Source organism: Streptomyces sp. NPDC044033 (assembly GCF_056434425.1).
In genome coordinates this window covers 167,148-185,590 of sequence record NZ_JBWKFF010000017.1, presented here as the reverse complement: position 1 = coordinate 185,590, position 18,443 = coordinate 167,148, and the positions used below count along the sequence as shown (strand labels likewise).

4 protein-coding genes are annotated in these 18,443 nt (G+C 74.5%); 2 read left to right on the top strand and 2 right to left on the bottom strand.

Translation table 11 applies throughout. The features are described 5' to 3' along the window. Positions 1 to 15: 15 nt before the first annotated feature. Positions 16 to 690 carry a 4'-phosphopantetheinyl transferase family protein gene (locus AC07AB_RS27740; RefSeq protein WP_478572200.1) on the bottom strand — a complete coding sequence of 225 codons (675 nt, stop codon included), beginning with the start codon at positions 688 to 690 and terminating at the stop codon, positions 16 to 18. Between the two features lie 155 nt (positions 691 to 845). Further along, a complete protein-coding gene (locus AC07AB_RS27735; RefSeq protein WP_478572069.1) occupies positions 846 to 3,869 on the bottom strand; it encodes a non-ribosomal peptide synthetase in 3,024 nt (1,007 codons plus the stop codon). A 985-nt stretch (positions 3,870 to 4,854) separates the two neighbouring features. Between AC07AB_RS27735 and AC07AB_RS27730 the strand changes: the two genes are divergently transcribed. Together AC07AB_RS27730 and AC07AB_RS27725 are read left to right on the top strand one after the other, a co-directional pair. After that, complete coding sequence (locus tag AC07AB_RS27730) at positions 4,855 to 8,757, top strand: non-ribosomal peptide synthetase (protein ID WP_478572066.1); 3,903 nt, start codon at positions 4,855 to 4,857, stop codon at positions 8,755 to 8,757. Further along, on the top strand, positions 8,757 to 18,338 hold the full coding sequence (locus AC07AB_RS27725) for an amino acid adenylation domain-containing protein (RefSeq protein WP_478572064.1): 9,582 nt from the start codon (positions 8,757 to 8,759) through the stop codon (positions 18,336 to 18,338). The genes AC07AB_RS27730 and AC07AB_RS27725 overlap by 1 nt, the downstream gene beginning before the upstream one ends. Positions 18,339 to 18,443: the final 105 nt, after the last annotated feature.

Here is an 18,443-nt window from a genome sequence, read left to right as displayed (position 1 = left end):
GAGCGATATGGGCGCTCAGCCGGCCGGCGGGTACGCGATGGCCGTGAGGACCAGCCCGTCGCGTACGAGCCAGCGGCCCCGGAAGCCGGTAAGGGCGCGGCCCGCCGGGTCCTCGCGGCTCACCAGCAGGCGGGCGCTGAACGTGCCCTCCGTCGCGCAATCCGCCGCGTCGAACTCCAGGTGGGCCTCGTGGAAGTCCAGCCAGGCACCGGTCAGCGGGAACCAGGTCTTGTAGACGGCCTCCTTGGCGCTGAACAGCAGCCGGTCCCAGTGCACGTCGGGCCGGAGCCCGGCCAGGCCGTCCAGCCGCCGCTGCTCCGCGGGCAGGGCGATGGACTCGTACACGCCCTCGGGCAGCGGGCCGTGCGGTTCGGCGTCGATGCCGAGGGAGGCGATGTCCGCCCGGTGTGCCACGGCGGCGGCGCGGTAGCCGTCGCAGTGCGTCATGGAGCCGACGATGCCCTCCGGCCAGGCCGGGGCGCCGCGCTCGCCGTGCACCAGGGGGGCCGGGGGGCGGCCGAGCCGGGCCAGGGCCTGCCGGGCGCAGTGCCGGGCAGTGGTGAACTCGCGGCGCCGCTTGTCGACGGCCCTGGTGATCAGCGCCTCCTCCTCGGGGAAGAGGAACGCGTCGGCGGGGTCGTCGAAGGACTCGGCCGACTCGGCCCCGGCCGGCAGCAGCTCGGCGATCATGGCCTGCCCGCCCCTGCGGTCACCGCCGCGGTCGCTGTTCCGGTCGCTGCCACGGTCGCTGTTCCGGTCGCCGCCGCGGTCGCCGCTTCGGTCGCCGCCGCGGGGCTCACGGCCCGGCGGCGGTCCGTCCGTACGCTCGTGGCGGCTCGTGCCCGTCACTGCGCCTCCTGGAGGTCGGCGACCACGGCGGCGATGCCGCGTACGGTCGGTTCGTCGAAGTAGGCGGACAGCGGGACGTCCACGTCGAGCCGCTCCAGTATGCGGGTGGATATCTGGGTCATGGTGATCGAGTGGCCGCCGAGGTCGAAGAGGTCCTCCGTGTCGTCCAGCGTGGGGAGCCGCAGCACCTCGCACCAGATCTCCCGGACCGCCTCCAGCGGGCTGTCCGAGTCCGCCGACGGCAGGACGGCGGACTCGGGCGGTGCGGGCAGCGCGGCCCTGTCGAGCTTGCCGTTCGGTGTCGTCGGCAGGGCGTCCAGCGCGACGAAGACCTCGGGCACCATGTACGCGGGCAGCGCCGCCGCCAGGTTCCGGCGGAGGCCGCCCGCGTCCGCGCCGCCGACGTGATAGCCGACCAGCCGGCCGTCGCGCACCGCGACAGCGGCCCGGTGCACGCCGTCCGCGGCGAGCAGCCGCGACTCGATCTCGCCGAGTTCGATGCGGTAGCCCCTGAGCTTGATCTGGTCGTCGGCGCGGCCGAGGAATTCCAGCTGCCCGTCGGGGCGGTGCCGCACCCGGTCGCCCGTGCGGTACATCCGGCTGCCCGCGGGCCCGTACGGATCGGGCGGGAACCGTTCGCCGTCCAGGTCGGGCCTGCCGACGTAGCCGCGGGCGAGACCGGCCCCGGCGATGTAGAGGTCGCCCGGCACACCGACCGGGACCGGCGACAGGCGCTCGTCGAGCACGTAGGTGCGGGTGTTCGCCAGCGGCCGGCCGATCGTGACCCGTTCCGGGCCGGGGCCGATCTCCTGGGACGTCGACCAGATGGTGGTCTCCGTCGGCCCGTACATGTTGACGAGCCGCGCGGTCCTCGGGCGCAGCCGCCGCGCGAAGGCCAGGGGCAGTGCCTCGCCGCCGACGAGCGCGGTGACATCGGGTGCGTCGAAGCCGCTGTCGAGGAGCATCGCCCAGCCGGTGGGGGTTGCCTGTACATGGGTGACCGCGTGCCGGGCCGCCAGGGCGGTCAGCTGTGCGCCGTCGCGCGTCTGGCTCTCGCTCGCGACGACCACGGTGGCGCCCGTGATCAGGGGGAGGAAGAGTTCCAGGCCGGAGATGTCGAAGGAGACCGAGGTCAGCGCCAGCCAGGTGTCGGCGGGCCGGGCGCCGAGGAGCTCCTGGGCGGAGAGCAGCAGGTTGGTCAGGGAGCGGTGCTCGATCTGGACGCCCTTCGGGCGGCCGGTCGAGCCGGAGGTGTAGATGACATAGGCGAGGTCGTCCGGGGCCGGGAGCTCCGGCGGGGCGGGGGCGTCCGGGCCGTCGTCGGCGTCCGGCACGAGGTCGGCGTCGGTCAGTTCGACGACGGCCCGGGAGTCCTCCATGACGAACTTCAGCCGCTCGCTCGGGTACTCCGCGTCGAGCGGGACATAGGCGGCCCCGGCCTTGAGGACCCCGAGCAGGGCCACCAGCAGCCGCTCCGAGCGGCTCGCCCGTACCGCCACGAGCGCGCCCCGGCCGATGCCCCTGCCGCGCAGCCGGGCCGCGAGCCGGGCCGCGTCGGCGTCCAGCTCCGCGTAGGTCAGCCGCCGGTCCGCGTGGACGACGGCGACGGCGTCGGGGGTGCGGGCGGCGTGCTCGGCGATCAGCTCCGGGACCGTACGGGGCGGGTATGCCCTGGCGGTGTCGTTCCAGCCCGTCAGCAGCCGCTCGCGCTCGTCCCGGGCGAGCAGCGGCAGCTCGGCCAGCGGGGTCCCGGGGTCGGTCGTGAGGTGGCCGAGCACCGACAGCCAATGCCGGCCGATGCTATCGGCGCCCTCGCGCGTCATGGCGTCCGGCGGGTACTGGAGCAGCACGTCGAGCCCGTCGGGGGTGTCGGTCAGTTCGGCGCGGAGTGCGTTGCGGGCGGTGCGGTTGGATATCTGCCACTCCACGGACACGTCCAGACCGGCGAAGCTCGGCGGGGGGCCCATCCGGCGGTAGGACATGGTCACGGGCGCGAGCGCGACGCCCGGCCGCACCCTGGCTCCGGCGCGCCCGAGCGGAACCTCGCGCACCTGGTAGAGCTCGCGGAGCCCGGCCCGTACGGAGCGGGCGAAGTCCTCGAAGGGGGTGCCGCCCTCGGGCGCCGAGGCGAAGGGCAGCTCGTTGACGTGCACGCCGATGTGGTGGCGCTGCTCGGGGGTGCGGGTGCCGAGGTCGAGGGCGGTGACGGGTGTCTGGTTCCCGTAGCGGAAGAGGACGGCGTGGAAGGCGGCGGTGAGCAGTTCGAAGCGGCTCACGCCGATCCGCTCGGCGAGCGGCCCGAGCTGTGCGTGCAGTTCCTCGGGGAGCCGGAACTCGACCGAGGCCCCCGCCCCCGCCCCCTGGGCGGGTCCCTCCAGGCCGGGGAGGACGACGTCGTCGTCGCCGACCGGGTGCTGTGCCCAGTACCGGCGCGCGGCGGGCAGCTTGGCGGCGATCCGCTCCTCCTCGGCGCCGGCCGGCTCCTCCGGCACGGGCGTCATCGGTCCGGGGCCGCCGTCCGCGGTCTTCGCGGTCTCCGCCGCGTAGCGCGCCGCGAGGTCGTTCACGAACGTCTGCATCGCCAGGCCGTCGAAGACGATGTGGTGGACGAGGATGAGGAGCCGGTGCGCGCGGGGGCCGGCGACCTGGAGCACCGGTCGGAACAGCGGGCCGCGGGCGAGGTCGTAACGGTCCGCCAGGTACGCGCGCAGGGCGTCCGGGCGCTCCGGCTCGACGACCAGTTCCGGCTGGACCGGGGCCGGTACGAGGTGGGGTACGCCGGCCCGGTCCTCGACGGCGCAGCCGAGCTGCCAGTGCGCGCGCTGCACGGCGGCGCACGCGCGGCGCAGCGCCTCGACGTCGAGGCCGCCGTCGAAGCGCACGCTGAACGCGATGTTGTGCACGGCCCCGCAGTCCGCCAGTGACTCGTTGAACCAGATTCCGCTCTGCGCGGCCGACGCGGGGCGCGCGGGGTGGCTGGTGCGGTCGGGGGTTCGCGGACTTGCTGGAGCTTCGGTCATCGAACACGTCCTGGGGCCATCGTGGTGGTCGGTGTTGAGCTCTTGTGCTGCGGCCGGGCGGGGCCCCGCGTCTGCGAGGCGCCCTCAATCTGCCTCATTGCGATCGGAATCCGCAACGTTTAGCGACGGTGTTCCCGGGCTACGGCCGTGTATTACCTGGCCGTAGCCGAAACCGAAGCCGGGGCGGAACCGGAACCGGAAGCGGAACATCGACCATTGACACACTCAGCGAACCTGATCGATCATCCCTGGGTGACCAAGCGGCCACCACAGCACTCGAACCGGGCGCCGTGTTCCTAGCGATATCCGTCCGGCAGTACGGAAAGTTGGTGCGCGTCATGGGCACTTGTGGCGCCGGCCGGACCGGCCTCGGCCGACGGCCGAAAGCGATCACGGAGGCCCCGGAGGCAGTCATGCGTTAACGGAGGCATCGCGAGAGCCCCGAATCCGGAATACCGCCGCCGCGATGGAAACCGTGAGGGAAACAGAAGCCCGCCGTGAGAGAAACTACATCCCCGAGAAATCTCCGCCAACTCGCGCGCACCCGGGCCGAGTTCGGCTCGTCTCTGCCCGTACGCGCCGGGGGGCCGTACGTGCCGGTATGCCGGGCCGCGCGGCGCGGGAGCCGATGTCGCGGGCCCGGCGTTCTCCCGCCCGGCGGCGTACGGACGTTTTCCGGATTCGGCCGACCGCGGTGGCCACGACGGGGGTTCGGCCGGCCTTGCCGGCCGCGGCGAGGGTACGGCCGTTCGCGGTGAAGCGGCAGGGACACGCGTTCACCCGCGTCATTACCTCATGATGCCCAGTGGTCCAGCGGACCGAAGTCATCCAGCGATCCACAATGATCCGAAGTGATTGAGCCTCCCCCACAGGGAAAGGGCTGGTTTTGTCGGCGAATCAGACGTTCCGTAATTCTGCCTCCGATCGCTCCCCGGCGATGCGGAAGCAGACCGCCATCGAACCGCTGAAGAACCGTGCAGCGCCAATGGAGTTGTCCTTCTCCCAGCAGCGGCTGTGGTTTCTGTCGCAGTTGCCGGGGGCGAGCGAGGCGTACCACATGCCGCTGGCGCTCCGGCTCCGCGGCCCGCTGGACCGGGCGGCGCTGACCGGCGCCCTCGACGCGCTGACCGCCCGGCACGAGGTGCTGCGTACCCGGCTCGTCGTCACGGCGGGCACCCCCTTCCAGGTGGTCGGCCCGGCGGACGCGGGGTTCGCCCTGCGCTCGCACGATCTGTCCGGCCTTCCCGACGCCGAGGAGCGTCTCGAAGAGCTGGTGCGCGAGGAGGCGGCCGGGCCATTCGATCTGGCTCAGGGCCCGTTGGCGCGCGGCCGGCTGATCACGCTGGGCAGCGACCACCACGTACTGCTGCTGACTGTGCATCACATCGCTTCGGACGGCTGGTCGATGACGGTCCTGACGCGGGAGCTCGGGGAGCTGTACGCCGCGTTCCAGCGGGGCGAGGAGAGCCCGCTGCCACCGCTGCCGGTGCAGTACGCGGACTACGCCGCCTGGCAGCGGCAGTGGCTGTCCGAGGGCGGATCGGCCAAGTCGAGCGACTACTGGAGGACCGCGCTGGCGGGGGCCCCGGCGCTGCTGGAGGTGCCGACGGACCGGCCCCGCCCGGCCGAGCAGGACTACCGCGGCGGATCGGTGCGGCTCGACTTCGGCGCGGAGCTGACCGGCGCGCTCAAGACGCTGGGCCGCCGCAACGGCAGCACGTTGTACATGACCGTGTTGGCCGGCTGGGCGCTGACCCTCTCGCGGCTGTCGGGCCAGGACGACGTGGTGATCGGCGCGCCCGTCGCCAACCGCCGCCGCAGCGAGCTGGAGGGCCTGATCGGCTTCTTCGTCAACACGCTGGCGCTGCGGATCGACCTCTCCGGCGAACCGGCCGTGGCCGACCTGCTCAAGCGGGTGCGTACCACGGCACTGGCCGCCATGGACCACCAGGACCTGCCGTTCGAGCGGGTCGTGGAGCTGGTCAACCCGCCGCGCAGCCAGGCCCATACGCCGCTGTTCCAGACGATGTTCGCCTGGCAAACCGACGAGAGCGGGGCGGGCGAGGCGGGCGGCGAGCTGTCCCTGCCGGGCGTCGAGGCGTCGCCGCTCCGGTCGCCGTACTCGGTGGCCAAGTTCGACCTGACGCTGTCGCTGTCGGAGGAGGACGGCCGCGTCGTCGGCAGCCTGGACTACGCGGGCGCCCTCTTCGACGCCGCGACCGCGGAGCGCTACGGCCGTCATCTGCGGCGGGTGCTCACGCGGATGGCGGAGGACCCCTCGCGCGCGGCGCGGGCCGTGTCGCTGCTCGACGAGCGGGAGCGGCAGCAGGCGCTGGTGGACTGGAACGGCGGCGTCCGCGCCGGTGCGCCGGGCGGCGTCGTCGAGCGCTTCGAGGCCCAGGCGCGGGCCAATCCCGGCCGTCCGGCCCTGGTGAGTGCCGACGAGCGGCTCGACTACGGCACGCTGGAGCGGCGCGCCAACCGGCTGGCGCACGCACTGGTCTCCCGCGGTGTGCGGCCGGGACAGCGGGTCGGCCTGCATGCGGGGCGCTCGGCGGACCTGGTGGTCGGCATCCTGGGCGTCCTCAAGGCCGGCGCCGCCTATGTGCCGATGGACCCCGTCCTGCCGCTGGAGCGGCTGGCGGAGATGGTGACCGACGCCGCGCTGGTGCTGAGCGACGCCGCCGAGCCGCCCGCGGGCTGGTCGGGGCTGGCGGCGGTCGAGGCCGAGGGCGGAAGCGAGGAGCCGACCGGCATCGCGAACGACCCGGCCGGGCTGGCCTATGTGATCTACACGTCGGGGTCGACGGGCCGGCCCAAGGGCGTGGCGGCGACTCACGGCAATGTGCTCAACCTGCTGGACCACGGGCTGGGGCAGTTCGGCGCCGAGCCCGGCGAGGGCGCCGCGCTCTGGTCGAGCATCGGCTTCGACTCCTCGGTGCAGGAGACCCTGCTGCCGCTCACCACCGGCGGCACCCTGCATCTGGTGCCGGAGGAGCTGCGCGGCGATCCGAGCGCACTGATGGAGTGGCTGCGCGCCCACCGCATCGTGCAGACGTTCCTGCCGCCGGCGTTCATCAAGTGGATCGACGAGGCGCCCGAGGAGCGGCTGGCGGGGCTGACGGTGCGTCAGCTGCTGACGGGCGTGGAATCGCTGCCCGAAGGGGCGCTGTACCGCATGACGCGGCTGATGCCCGAGCTGCGTGTCCTCTACGGCTACGGGCCGACGGAGACCACGGTCTACTGCACCGCCTACGTCGATCCGACGCCCGCGGCGCGGCAGTGCCCCATCGGCCGGCCGCTGGCCAACACGCGCGTCTACCTGCTCGACGAGCGGCTGGAGCCGGTGCCGGTCGGCGTGGCGGGTGAGATCTACGTCGGCGGCGCGGGGCTGACCCGGGGCTATCTCGGCCGGCCGGACCTGACCGCCGAACGGTTCGTCGCCGACCCGTTCGTACCCGGCGAGCGGATGTACCGCAGCGGCGACCTGGCCCGCCGACTGCCGGACGGGGACATCGAGTTCCTCGGCCGCGGCGACCGGCAGGTCAAGCTGCGCGGCTTCCGCATCGAGCCCGGCGAGGTCGAGGCGGTGCTGCTGGAGCAGCCGGGCGTGCGCGAGGCCGCCGTGCTGGCGGACTGCGGACCCACCGGCGAACAGCGGCTGGTGGCCTGCGTCGGACGGGGTGACGAGGAGCCGTGGTCGGCGGCCGAATGGCGGGCGGCGCTGTCCCGGCGGCTGCCGGGCTACATGATCCCGGCGCTCTTCATGGAGCTGCCGAATCTGCCGCTGACCGTCAACGGCAAGCTCGACCGCGCGGCGCTGCTGGAGCGCGCGCGCGACGGCGGCCCCGTCGTGGTCAACACGGCCAGCCCGCGCGACCACATCGAGTTGACGCTCTATCAGATCTGGCAGCGGCTGCTGCTGCGCTCCCGGATCGGCATCCGGGACAGCTTCTTCGACATCGGCGGCAGCTCGATCTCCGCGATCAAGATGGCCCATGCCATCGAGGAGGAGTTCGGCGAGAACCTGCCGCTGCGGGACATCATGCTGCACCCGACCATCGAGGAACTGGGCGGCCGGCTGCGGCAGGGCGCCGACGGACGGCCGCCGAGCAACCTGATCGAGTTCCGCGCGGGCAGCGGGGCCCAAGTGGTCTGCGTCCACCCGGCGGGCGGCACCGCCTTCTGCTATCTCTCCCTCGCCAAGGCGCTGGGACCGGACTGCGGCGTCTACGGCATCCAGTCGCCCGGCGTGAACCCCGGCGAGTCGTTCCTGCCCACGGTCGACGCCATGGCCGAGTCCTATCTGCGGCTCATCGAATCACTGCCGGACGGTCCGCTGATCATCACCGGGCTCTCCTTCGGCGGGCTGATCGCCCACGAGATGGGGCGGCGGCTCGCGCAGGCCGGGCGCACCGACATGAGCGTCGTCCTGCTCGACGCCCAGGGCAGCGACGACCCGGACAACCGCCCCGGCATCGAGCCCGTGAGCATGGCCGAGTTCCGCGACAAGCTGATCAAGTTCAACGGCATGTACCCGGGCATCGAGGACGAGCAGATCGAGCAGTACTACCGCATCTACTGCCACAACCGGGAGTCCGCGCGCGACTACGACCCACCGTCGACGTCGGCCCGGCTGTTCCTGATGCAGGCCGTCGAGGGCGCCGACGAGGACTTCCTGCGCGACGTACGGGGCTTCTGGCGCCGCCGCGCCGAGGGCGACTACCTGGTGGAGCCGATGACCTGCGACCACTGGGAGCTGCTGGAGGACGACGGCACTCCGCAGGTGGCCGCGGTGATCGAAGCCGAAGCGGCCCGTATCGCGGCGTCCCTTCCGCTGCCGCCCGCCGGGCGGGGGCCCGATCCGGTCCCGGCGCAGGAGGACTGATGGCGCCCTCATCGAATCCCCCGGCCGCCCGCCCGGCGGCCGGCCTCGCCCGGAACGTGCTCGCCCAGGCGCGCCGCACCCCGGCCGCCGTCGCGGTCGCCGACGGCGCGACGCTGCTCGACTACGCCGGGCTCGACGCCGCGAGCGCCGCCGTCGCCCGCGCCCTGCGCCACCGCGGCGTCGGGCCGGGTCAGTCGGTGGCGATCTGCCTGCCGCGCTCCTGGCAGCTGGTCTGCGCCATGCTCGGCGTCCTGCGGCTGGGCGCGGCGGTCGTACCGCTCGACGCGCAGAGCCCGCCCGAGCGCCGCCGCCACATCCTGGCCGACTCGGCCGGTGTCGCGGTGATCCACGGCGAGGCGGCGCCGGAGGGGCTGCCCGACGACGTGGCGCCGCTGCCGGTGGCCGCGCTGCTCGACGGCGGCCCGGACACCGGCGCCGCCGGCGAGGCTGTTGAACCGCCGTGCGGCGACGCCCCGTTCTCGTTCCTCTTCTACACCTCGGGCACCACCGGTCTGCCCAAGGGCGTCGAGGTGCGCGACGCGGGAATCCTGCGGCTGGCGCGGCCGGGCTACATCCGGCTGGAGGAGGCGCCGCGCTTCGCCGGACTGTCCAACCCCGCCTTCGACGCGCTGAGTTTCGAGGTGTGGGTACCGCTCCTGACCGGCGGCCGCTGCGTGATCCTCGACGACGCGACCGTGCAGGACCCCGACCTGCTGGCAGCCGCGCTGGAACGCGAGCGGATCGACGCGCTGTTCATGACCGCCGCGCTGTTCAACGCGGTGGTCGACAAGGCGCCGCACTGCTTCTCCGGCGTGGGTCAGGTCCTGGTGGGCGGCGAGCAGCTCAACGCCCGCCTCATCCGCCGCTGGTACCGCGACAACCCCACCAGCCGCACCCAGCTCGTCAACGGGTACGGCCCCACCGAGACCTCCACCTTCGCCGTCTGCCACCCGATCCCCCGCGACTTCGACGGCGAGGTGGTGCCGATAGGGCGCGTACTGCCGGGCACCGAGGCGGTGCTCGTGGTCGACGGCGCCCGGCGCGCCGAGACCGGCGAGGTGGCCGAACTCCTCATCACCGGCGAGGCGTTGGCGGCCGGTTACCGCAATCTGCCCGACGAGACCGCGCGCCGGTTCGTCCGGCTGCCCTGGCTCGACGGCGGCCGCGCCCGCTACTACCGCACCGGTGACCTGGTGCGCCAGGACGCCACCGGGCTCATCACGTACGTGGGGCGGGCGGACCGCCAGGTCAAGGTGCGCGGCTTCCGCGTCGAGCCGGGCGAGATCGAGGCGCGGATCACCGCCCACGCCGCCGTGCGGCAGGCACACGTCTGCACCCGCCGCGACGCGGCCGACGGGGCGAAGGAGCTGCTGGCCTACCTGGTACTCGATGCCGAGCTGTCCTTCGACGACTTCGACCGGCACCTGGCGGCCGGACTGCCCGCGTACATGCGCCCGCACCGGATCTACCGCGTCGGCGAGCTGCCCCGCAACGCCAACGGCAAGGTCGACGAGGCGGCGCTGCTGCGCCGCGCCGACGCGCCCTGGCGCCGCGCCGAGGCCGACGGCCCGGCGGCCACCGGCCACCAGCGCGAGGTGCTCGACCTCGCGGGCCAGGTGCTGGGCACCTCGGAACTGCGGCTCGGCGACCGCTGGATAGCCAACGGCGGCGACTCCCTCAAGGCCCTGCGGCTGCGCTTCGACGTCAGGCGGCGCTGGGGCCGCGAGGTGCCCCAGGCCCTCGTCCTGCGCGCGACCTTCGAGGAGCTGGCCGCCGTCATCGCGGCGGACCGCGACGAGGGCGAGTCCCCATACCCGGTACCCGCGCCCCCCTCGGGTGCGCGCTCGGCCCCCGCCACGTCCGAGCAGCAGCGGCTGTGGCTCCTCCAGCAGCGCGATCCGCGCTCCCGCGCCTACAACGTGGGGCTCGCCTTCCGGATGGAGGGCGAGGTCGACACCGCGGTGCTGCGGCGCTCGCTGCGGCGGCTGGTGGCGCGCCATCCGGCGCTGCGGACCGCCTTCGAGGCCACGCCGGAGGGGCTGCGGCAGGTGGTCGCGGAGCCGTACGACCCGTGGACGCCGGTGCCGACGCCGCTTGGCGCGGAGGCAGGCGGCGTTGAGGAGGACGGCACGGAGTCGGAAGGCGTTGAGGGGGACGGCGCGGAGGCAGACGGCACGTCGCCGGGCAACGCCTCGCCGGGCAACGCGTCGTCGCGCGGCACAGAACCGCGCAGCGCAGAAGCGAGTGGCACCGAGCCGAGCGGCACGGGAGCGGGCAACGCGGCACCCGGTAGCGCGGAACCGGCGAGCGGCGAAGCCGACTGGCGTGCCGTCGCCGGCCGGCTCTTCGGCGAGCCCTTCGACCTGGGGCAGCCGAGGATGTTCCAGGCGTGCTGGCTGCCCGCGGAGGACGGCGGCGTTCTGCTGCTGCACCTGCATCACATCGCCGTAGACGGCTGGTCCCTCAATGTCCTCTTCCGCGAACTCTCGGCGGACTACTCGGCCGCGCTGAGCGGCGGGGAGCACGGTGAGGCGCGTGAGGGCGGCGAGGTCGGTCCCCCGCCCACCCCGCTCGACTACGCCGCCTGGCAGGCCGACTGGTTCGCCCGGCCCGCCTACCGGGCCCAGCGCGCCGCGCTGGCGGACCACTACGGCGACCCGGACGAGGCCGCGCCGCCCCTGGACCCGAGCCCCGTCCCGGCCCACGGCACCGGCCGGCTGCTGCACACCACGCTCGGCCCCGACCGGCGCGGCGCGCTCGACGCGCTGGGCACGGAGCTGGGGCTCACCCGGTTCCAGGTGCTGCTGGGCGTGTTCGCCTGGAGTCTGTACGGGGTGACCGGCCGCAGCCGGCCGCGGATCGCCGGGCCGGTGGCCAACCGCCCGGTGCAGGACTTCGAGTCCGGCGTCGGCATGTTCGCCAACACCGTGCTGCTGCCGCTCGACCTGGACCCGGCCGAGCGCCTGCGCGCCCAGCTCCAACGGCACGGCGCCGCCGCGCAACACGTCCTCGACCGGCAGGACGTAGCACTGGCCGACGCGCTGGCCGACCAGGGCCCCCGCGCCGACGGCCCGCCCTTCGACTTCATGTTCGTCCTGGAGAACACGGACTTCGACGCGCTGACGCTGCCCGGCTGCCGCTCCCGCCCCCTGTGGCCCGCGGCGGCCGACGCGAAGTGCCCGCTGACGCTGTCCGTGGTCGAGCGCGGGACCGGCTTCGACTGCCTGTGGGAGTACGCCGACGGCCAGTTCGACGCCACCGAGGTACGCGCCCTGGACAGGCTGTTCCGGCGCGCCCTGGACAGCCTGGCCGAGGGCGGTACGGACACGCTGGCCGAGCTGGTGGCACCGTACCGGCGCGGTCTGCCGGACCCCGGCCGCGCCCCCGCGCTGCCGACGGACTTCGCCACGGTGGCGGACGGGTTCGCCCGCCAGGTCCGCCGGACGCCCGAGGCCCCGGCGCTGACGACCGGCGACCGCACCCTGGCCTACGCCGAACTCGACGCGTACGCCGCCACGTTGGCCGCCGAGCTGCGTACGCGCTTCCCGCTGCCCGAGCGGGACGGCCTGCCCCGCCGTGTCGCGCTGCACTTCGAGCCGTCGGTCGAGCACGTGGTGGCGCTGCTGGCGCTGGCCAGGCTCAACCTCACCATCGTGCCGCTCGACCCGTCCTATCCCCCGGCGCTGCTGCGGCAGATCCTGGACCAGGTGGATCCGCTGTGCGTCCTGGTGGCGCCGGGCGGCGAGGCCGCCGTCGACGCGATCGCCCCGGACGGGCTGCCCCGCCACCCGGTGGTCCTGTCGGCCGCCACCGCGCCGCAACTGCCGCCGCACGACGGGCGTCGGCCGCTCTACACCCTGTTCACCTCGGGCTCCACCGGTACGCCCAAGGGCGTGCAGGTGCCGGACCGTACGCTGTGCGATCTGCTGCAATGGCAGGCCGAGGCGGGCGGGCTGCCTGGCGGCGCCGTCACGCAGCAGTTCTCCATGCTGTCCTTCGACGTGTCCTTCCAGGAGATCTTCGGCACCCTGTGCGGGGGCGGCTGCCTCACGCTCGTACGGCCGCGCTGGCGGCAGGACGCGCCGGCGCTCCTGGAGCAGCTCGAAGAGGCCGGCGCCGAGCGCGTCTTCATGCCCTATGTGGCCCTGCAACTGCTGGCCGAGCACGGCGTGCGGCTGGGCCGCTACCCCTCCCGGCTGCGGGAGGTGGTCACGGCGGGCGAGCAGTTGCTGTGCACCGACGCCATCCGCCGCTGGTTCGCGGGGATGCCCGGCGCGCGCCTGTTCAACCACTACGGGCCGACCGAGACACACGTGGTCAGCGCGCTCTGCCTGGACGGCGACCCGGCGCGGTGGCCGGCCCGGCCGGCCATCGGCAGACCCGTGGCGGGCGCCTGGCTGCGCGTCGTCGACGAGACCGGCGAGGCCGTGCCGCCCGGCTGCCCCGGCCGGCTGCTGATCGGCGGACCGATGGCCGCGCCCTGCTACCTGGGCGACCCGGCGCTCAACGACGAACGCTTCGTGGAGGTGCCCGGCCCGGGGTACTTCTACCGCAGCGGCGACCGGGCTCGATTCGACCGGCAGGGCCTGCTCCACTACCTGGGCCGCGACGACCAGCAGATCAAACTGAGCGGCCACCGGCTGGAGCTGGGCCAGGTCGAAGCGGCACTGCTGCGCCACCCGGACATCGTGAACGCGGTGGTGGTGCGGGACGGCGAGCGGCTGACGGCCTGCTTGCAGCGGCGTGCCGGATCGCCGCGGCCCGCGCCCGAGGAGCTGACGGCCCATCTGGCGCCGCTGCTGCCCCCGTACGCGCGTATCGACCGCTTCCGCCTCCTCGACGCGCTGCCGCTCACCCCCAGCGGCAAGCTGGACCGCCGCCTGGCGCTGACCGCGCCGGGCGAGGAGCTGCGCCCGCGCGCCGCCGCCGCGCCGGTCCGCTCCGCGCGCGAGGGCCGGCTGACCGAGCTGTTCGAGGCGGTCGTCGGCAGGCCCATCGGTCCGGAGGAACGCTTCTTCGACGCCGGTGCCACCAGTCTCGACCTGATGCGCTTCCATCTGCGCTGCACGGCGGAGCCGGATCTGCGCTTCACCATCCCCGACCTGTTCGAGCACGTCACCATCGGCCGGCTCGCCCGCTTCATCGAGGGCAGGCCGACAGCCGCCACGGCCGAGGAGTCCGCGCCCGAGACGGCCGGGACCGAGGCGGCCGGGACCGAGGCGGCCGGGACCGAGGCGACCAGGGCCGAGGCGGCGGGGACCGAGACGGTGGGGATCGCGGACGAGCCGGTCGCCGTCGTCGGCATGGCGGTACGGCTGCCCGGCGCCGACGACCTGGCCGCCTTCTGGCAGATGGTGGAGAGCGGCGCCCGCGGCGTCGAGCACTTCGACGCCGCCGACGGCCTGGTCGGCGCCCGCAGCCGGATGAGCGGCCTGCTCTCCTTCGACCCGGAGCACTTCGGGCTCAGCCGGCAGGAGGCGCGGCTGATGGACCCTCAGCAGCGCCATCTGCTGATGAGCTCCGTCCAGGCGCTCGCCCACGCGGGCATCACCGGGACCGCCGGGAGCGCCAGGGCCGGCGAATCCGCCGGACGGCAGCGCGTCGGCATCGTCGCCGGCTGCGGCGAGAACACCTATTTCCAGTCCATGCTCCGCGACGCCGACCCGGACCGGCTGCCCGACGGCTTCCAGCTCGCCCTCCACCACGAGAAGGACTTCCTCGCCACCAAGGTGGCCTACCACCTCGACCTGACCGGTCCCGCCCTCACCGTGCAGGCGTCCTGCGCCAGTTCGCTGACGGCGGTCCATGTGGCCGCCGGGCTGCTGCGGCAGGGCGACGCCGACGTGATGCTGGCGGGCGGGGTGCTGGTCGACACCCTGCTCGGCGACGGCTACCGCTACCGGCCGCAGCACATCTTCTCCAAGGACGGGCACTGCCGCCCGTTCAGCGACGACGCCAGCGGCACCATCGGGGGCAGCGGCGTCGGCGTGGTGGTGCTCAAGCCGCTGCGGCTCGCGCGGCGGGACGGCGACACCGTCTATGCGGTGATCACCGGTTCGGCGCTCAACAACGACGGCTCGGGAAAGCTCAGTTACAGCGCGCCCTCGCTCGCCGGGCAGCGCGAGGCGATCCGCACCGCGCTGCGCCGCAGCGGCCGGAGCGGCGCCGACGTCGGTTACGTGGAGGCGCACGGCACCGGCACCCAGCTCGGCGACCCGGTCGAGGTCGGCGCGTTGCGCCAGGCGTTCGGCCCGACCGGACCGGACAGCTGCGCGCTGGCGTCGGTGAAAAGCCAGATCGGCCACCTGGGCGCCGCCTCGGGCGTGGTCGGGCTCGTACGGGCCGCCCTCGCCGTCCACCACGGGGTGATCCCGCCCAACGTCGGCTTCCACCGCCCCAATCCGCGGCTCGGCGCCGACCTCGCGCCGTTCCGCGTCCCCACCCGGGCACAGCCCTGGCCAGCCGGGCGGCCCCGGGTGGCGGCGGTGAGCAGCTTCGGCATCGGCGGCACCAACGCCCACCTGGTGCTGGAGGCCGGGGAATCCGCGCCGCCGCCCCCCGCCGGGCCGTGTCTGGCCCTCTCCAGCAGCAGCGCGGCGGGGCTGCGCGCCGACGCCCTCCGCATCGCCGACTACCTGGAGGCCCGGCCCGAGACGTACGGGCAGGTGCTGCGGCACCTCCAGGCCGGCCGCGTACAGCGGCGCCGGCGGGCAGCGGCGGTCTGCGCCGACGCGGCGGACGCGGTGGCGTGGCTGCGCGCGGTCGGCGACGGCGAGGCGCCGGCTTCGGAGGCGACCGAGGCGGCGGCGGGCGAGGGACCCCGCCGCGCCGAAGACCTGGCCCCCGAGGAAGCGGTCGCCGCCTGGCGGGCCGGAGCGACGCTCCAGTGGCCCGCCGGACCGGCGCCGGCGCCCTGGGACTTCCCGCCGCCCGCGTTCGCACTGGCCGACTACGACTTCGAACGCGCCGCCCCGAAGACCGCGCCGCCCTCGGAGGCGCCCGGCGCGGGCGGCTTCGAGATGCCGCAGCGGCTGCCCGAGGCCGACTGGCTGCACCAGCCGCACTGGGTGCGGCTGAGCCGCGCCACCGCCGGCGCCACGACCGCCGCCCCCGGCCTGCTGGTGGCGATGACCGCCGCGCCGCTGCCGCCCAAGGCGCTGCGCCCCTTCGCGGCGACCTACGAGCGGGTGGTGCGGGTCAGCGCGGCGGACGCTTTCGCCCGGCTCGGCGACGACGCGTACGAGGTCGATCCGGCCGACCCGGACTCGCTGCGGCAGCTCCTGGACGAGCTGTCCGAGGCGGGCGCGGCCGGTATCGACTGGCTGCACGCGCTGCCGCTGGCCGTCGACGGCCCGGTGGGCGAGGACGCGCTCGCGCGGGCCCAGTGGGCCTGCGTGGACACCCCGGCCGCCCTGCTCCAGGCGGTCGGCGGCCTGTCGTGGCCCGCCCGGCTGCGCCCCTGGTGGCTCTCGTCCCGGGCCCAGCCGGTCGAAGGGGCCGTCCAGCGACCGGAGTCGGGGCTGCTGGCCGGCGTCTGCGAGGTCGCGCCGCAGGAGTGCGCGGTCGACGGCCGCTGGCTGGATCTGCCCGGTGCCGATCCGGCCGACTGGGCGCCGCTGCTCCCGGCCCTCCTCGCCGGTGCCGACGCCGCCACGGCGCTGCCCCGCCGACTGGCGCTGCGCCAGGGCTACTGGTGGCGGCAGGCGCTGCTGCCGGTCCCCGCGCCCGCCGCGACCTCGCCCTTCGCGCTGCCGACGGAGGGCGGTACGTACCTGATCCTCGGCGGTACCGGCGGCATCGGTGCCAGCATCGCGGCCTGGCTGCTGGAGGAGCGGCCCGACTGCCGCGTGCTGCTGCTGGCCCGGCGGCCGGAACTGCCGGTCGACCTGGCTCCATGGGCGGACCGCGTCGAGCTGATCGAGGCGGATCTGGCCGAGGCGGCGACCGAGGAGATCATGGACCGGCTCGACGGCCTCGCGCACGGCCGCCGGATCGACGGTGTCGTGCACGCCGCGGGCGCGGGGGCCGGTGGTCTGATCGCCCGGCGCGACGCGGCCGCGATGCGCCGGGCGATGGCCGCCAAGCTGCGCGGCGCCCTGCTGGTGGAGCGGCTGATCGAGCGTCACCGGCCGGTGTTCGCGGCGTACTGCTCATCGATGGCCGCACAGTTCGGCGGCGTCGGCCAGCTCGACTACGCCGCCGCGGGCGGCCTGCTGGACGGCTTCGCCCGGCACCGGGCCGGGGAGGCCGAGACCACCGTGCGGATCGGCGTGGACTGGGACATCTGGAGCGAGGTCGGCATAGCCCGGCACGCGCTGCGGACGGACGCCCGCCACCAGGCGCACCTGACGGTCGGCCTGGCGGTGAAGGAGGGCCAGCGGCTGTTCGCGCAGGCGCTCCAGTTGCAGCTTCCGCAACTGCTGGTCTCCACGACCGACATCGAGCGGGCGCGCGGCTTTTACGCCCCGGACGCCGACAGACCGAAGGGCGGCGTGCGCTCAGCGGCACCGGGCGAAGCCCTCGATTCCCCCGCACCGGCGGCCGATCGGCTCTCCACCTGGCTGTGCGACTGGCTGGGGCTGGACGGACTCGACCCGGCCGCCTCGCTCTACGACCACGGCGCCGATTCGCTGACGCTCCTCGACCTGATCGGCGAGGTGAAGGAGCACTTCGGCGTCGACCTGGAGCTGTCCCAGCTCAGCCACCAGGTGAGTCTGGCCGAGGTGCTGGCGCGGCTGGACGAGGCGGCGCCCATCGAGTCCGCCGCAGAGCCGCCCGCCGGGGCATCCGTCACGGCGCCCGCCGAAGCCGATGCCCCCGTGACGCTGGAGGTCTGGCAGCCGGGCGAGGGACGCGACGTATTGTGCCTGGTCCACCCGGTCGGCGGGGACATCCAGGCGTACCGGGCGCTGGTCTCGGCCCTCGACCCGCGGCTCACCGTCTGCCTGATCGCCGACCCCGCGCTGGTCCGGCCCGACCTGCCCGCCTGGTCGCTGGCCGAACGGGCGCGCCACTACCACGCCGCGCTCCAAGCGCGCTTCCCGCACGGCGAGTGGCGCTGGCAGCTGGCCGGCTGGTCCTTCGGCGCCTGGGTGGCGCAGTCGATGGCGGCCGAGGCGGAGTCGGCCGGCCGCCCGGCGTCGGGACTCTATTTGGTCGACCCGCCGCCGCCCGACGCCGGGCCGCGCTTCGCCGCCTATGACGAGACGCAGCTCGAAGCGGTCTTCGCCCACGAGCTGGGCCAGGGCAGCGCGGGATCGCCCGCGAGCCAGGAGGCGGCGGCGTACGCGGAGCGGCTGACGCGCTGCTGCCGCGCCAACCTGGCCGGCATGGCGCGACACGAGCCGCCGCGGCTGTCCGGCACGCCCAGCCGGCTGTGGCTCGCCGGACGGCCGGTGGCGGGTCTGCCCGCGCTGGGTTCCGCGCGGGAGCAGCAGCGGCTGTGGCGGGCGCTGCTGCCGGAGCCCGCGGGCTCGTACGTCCTCGACACCACGCACTACGACATCGTCCGGCCGCCGGGGGTACAGGAGGTGGCCGACGCCATCAACGCCGCGTCGCTGCCGGGCCCCGCGACGCGCTGACACCGGCCACGAGCCGGTGCCGCCCGCCGCAGGACCGGCTCGGCCACGGACCGGCGCCGCCCACGAGCCCACGACAGGAAGAGTTCGACTTGGACACCACCGGCA

Coding starts and splice junctions, on each gene's coding strand:
- AC07AB_RS27735 (WP_478572069.1), bottom strand. CDS start 3,869: ATGACCGAAGCTCCAGCAAGTCCGCGAACCCCCGACCGCACCAGCCAC.
- AC07AB_RS27740 (WP_478572200.1), bottom strand. CDS start 690: ATGATCGCCGAGCTGCTGCCGGCCGGGGCCGAGTCGGCCGAGTCCTTC.
- AC07AB_RS27730 (WP_478572066.1), top strand. CDS start 4,855: ATGGAGTTGTCCTTCTCCCAGCAGCGGCTGTGGTTTCTGTCGCAGTTG.
- AC07AB_RS27725 (WP_478572064.1), top strand. CDS start 8,757: ATGGCGCCCTCATCGAATCCCCCGGCCGCCCGCCCGGCGGCCGGCCTC.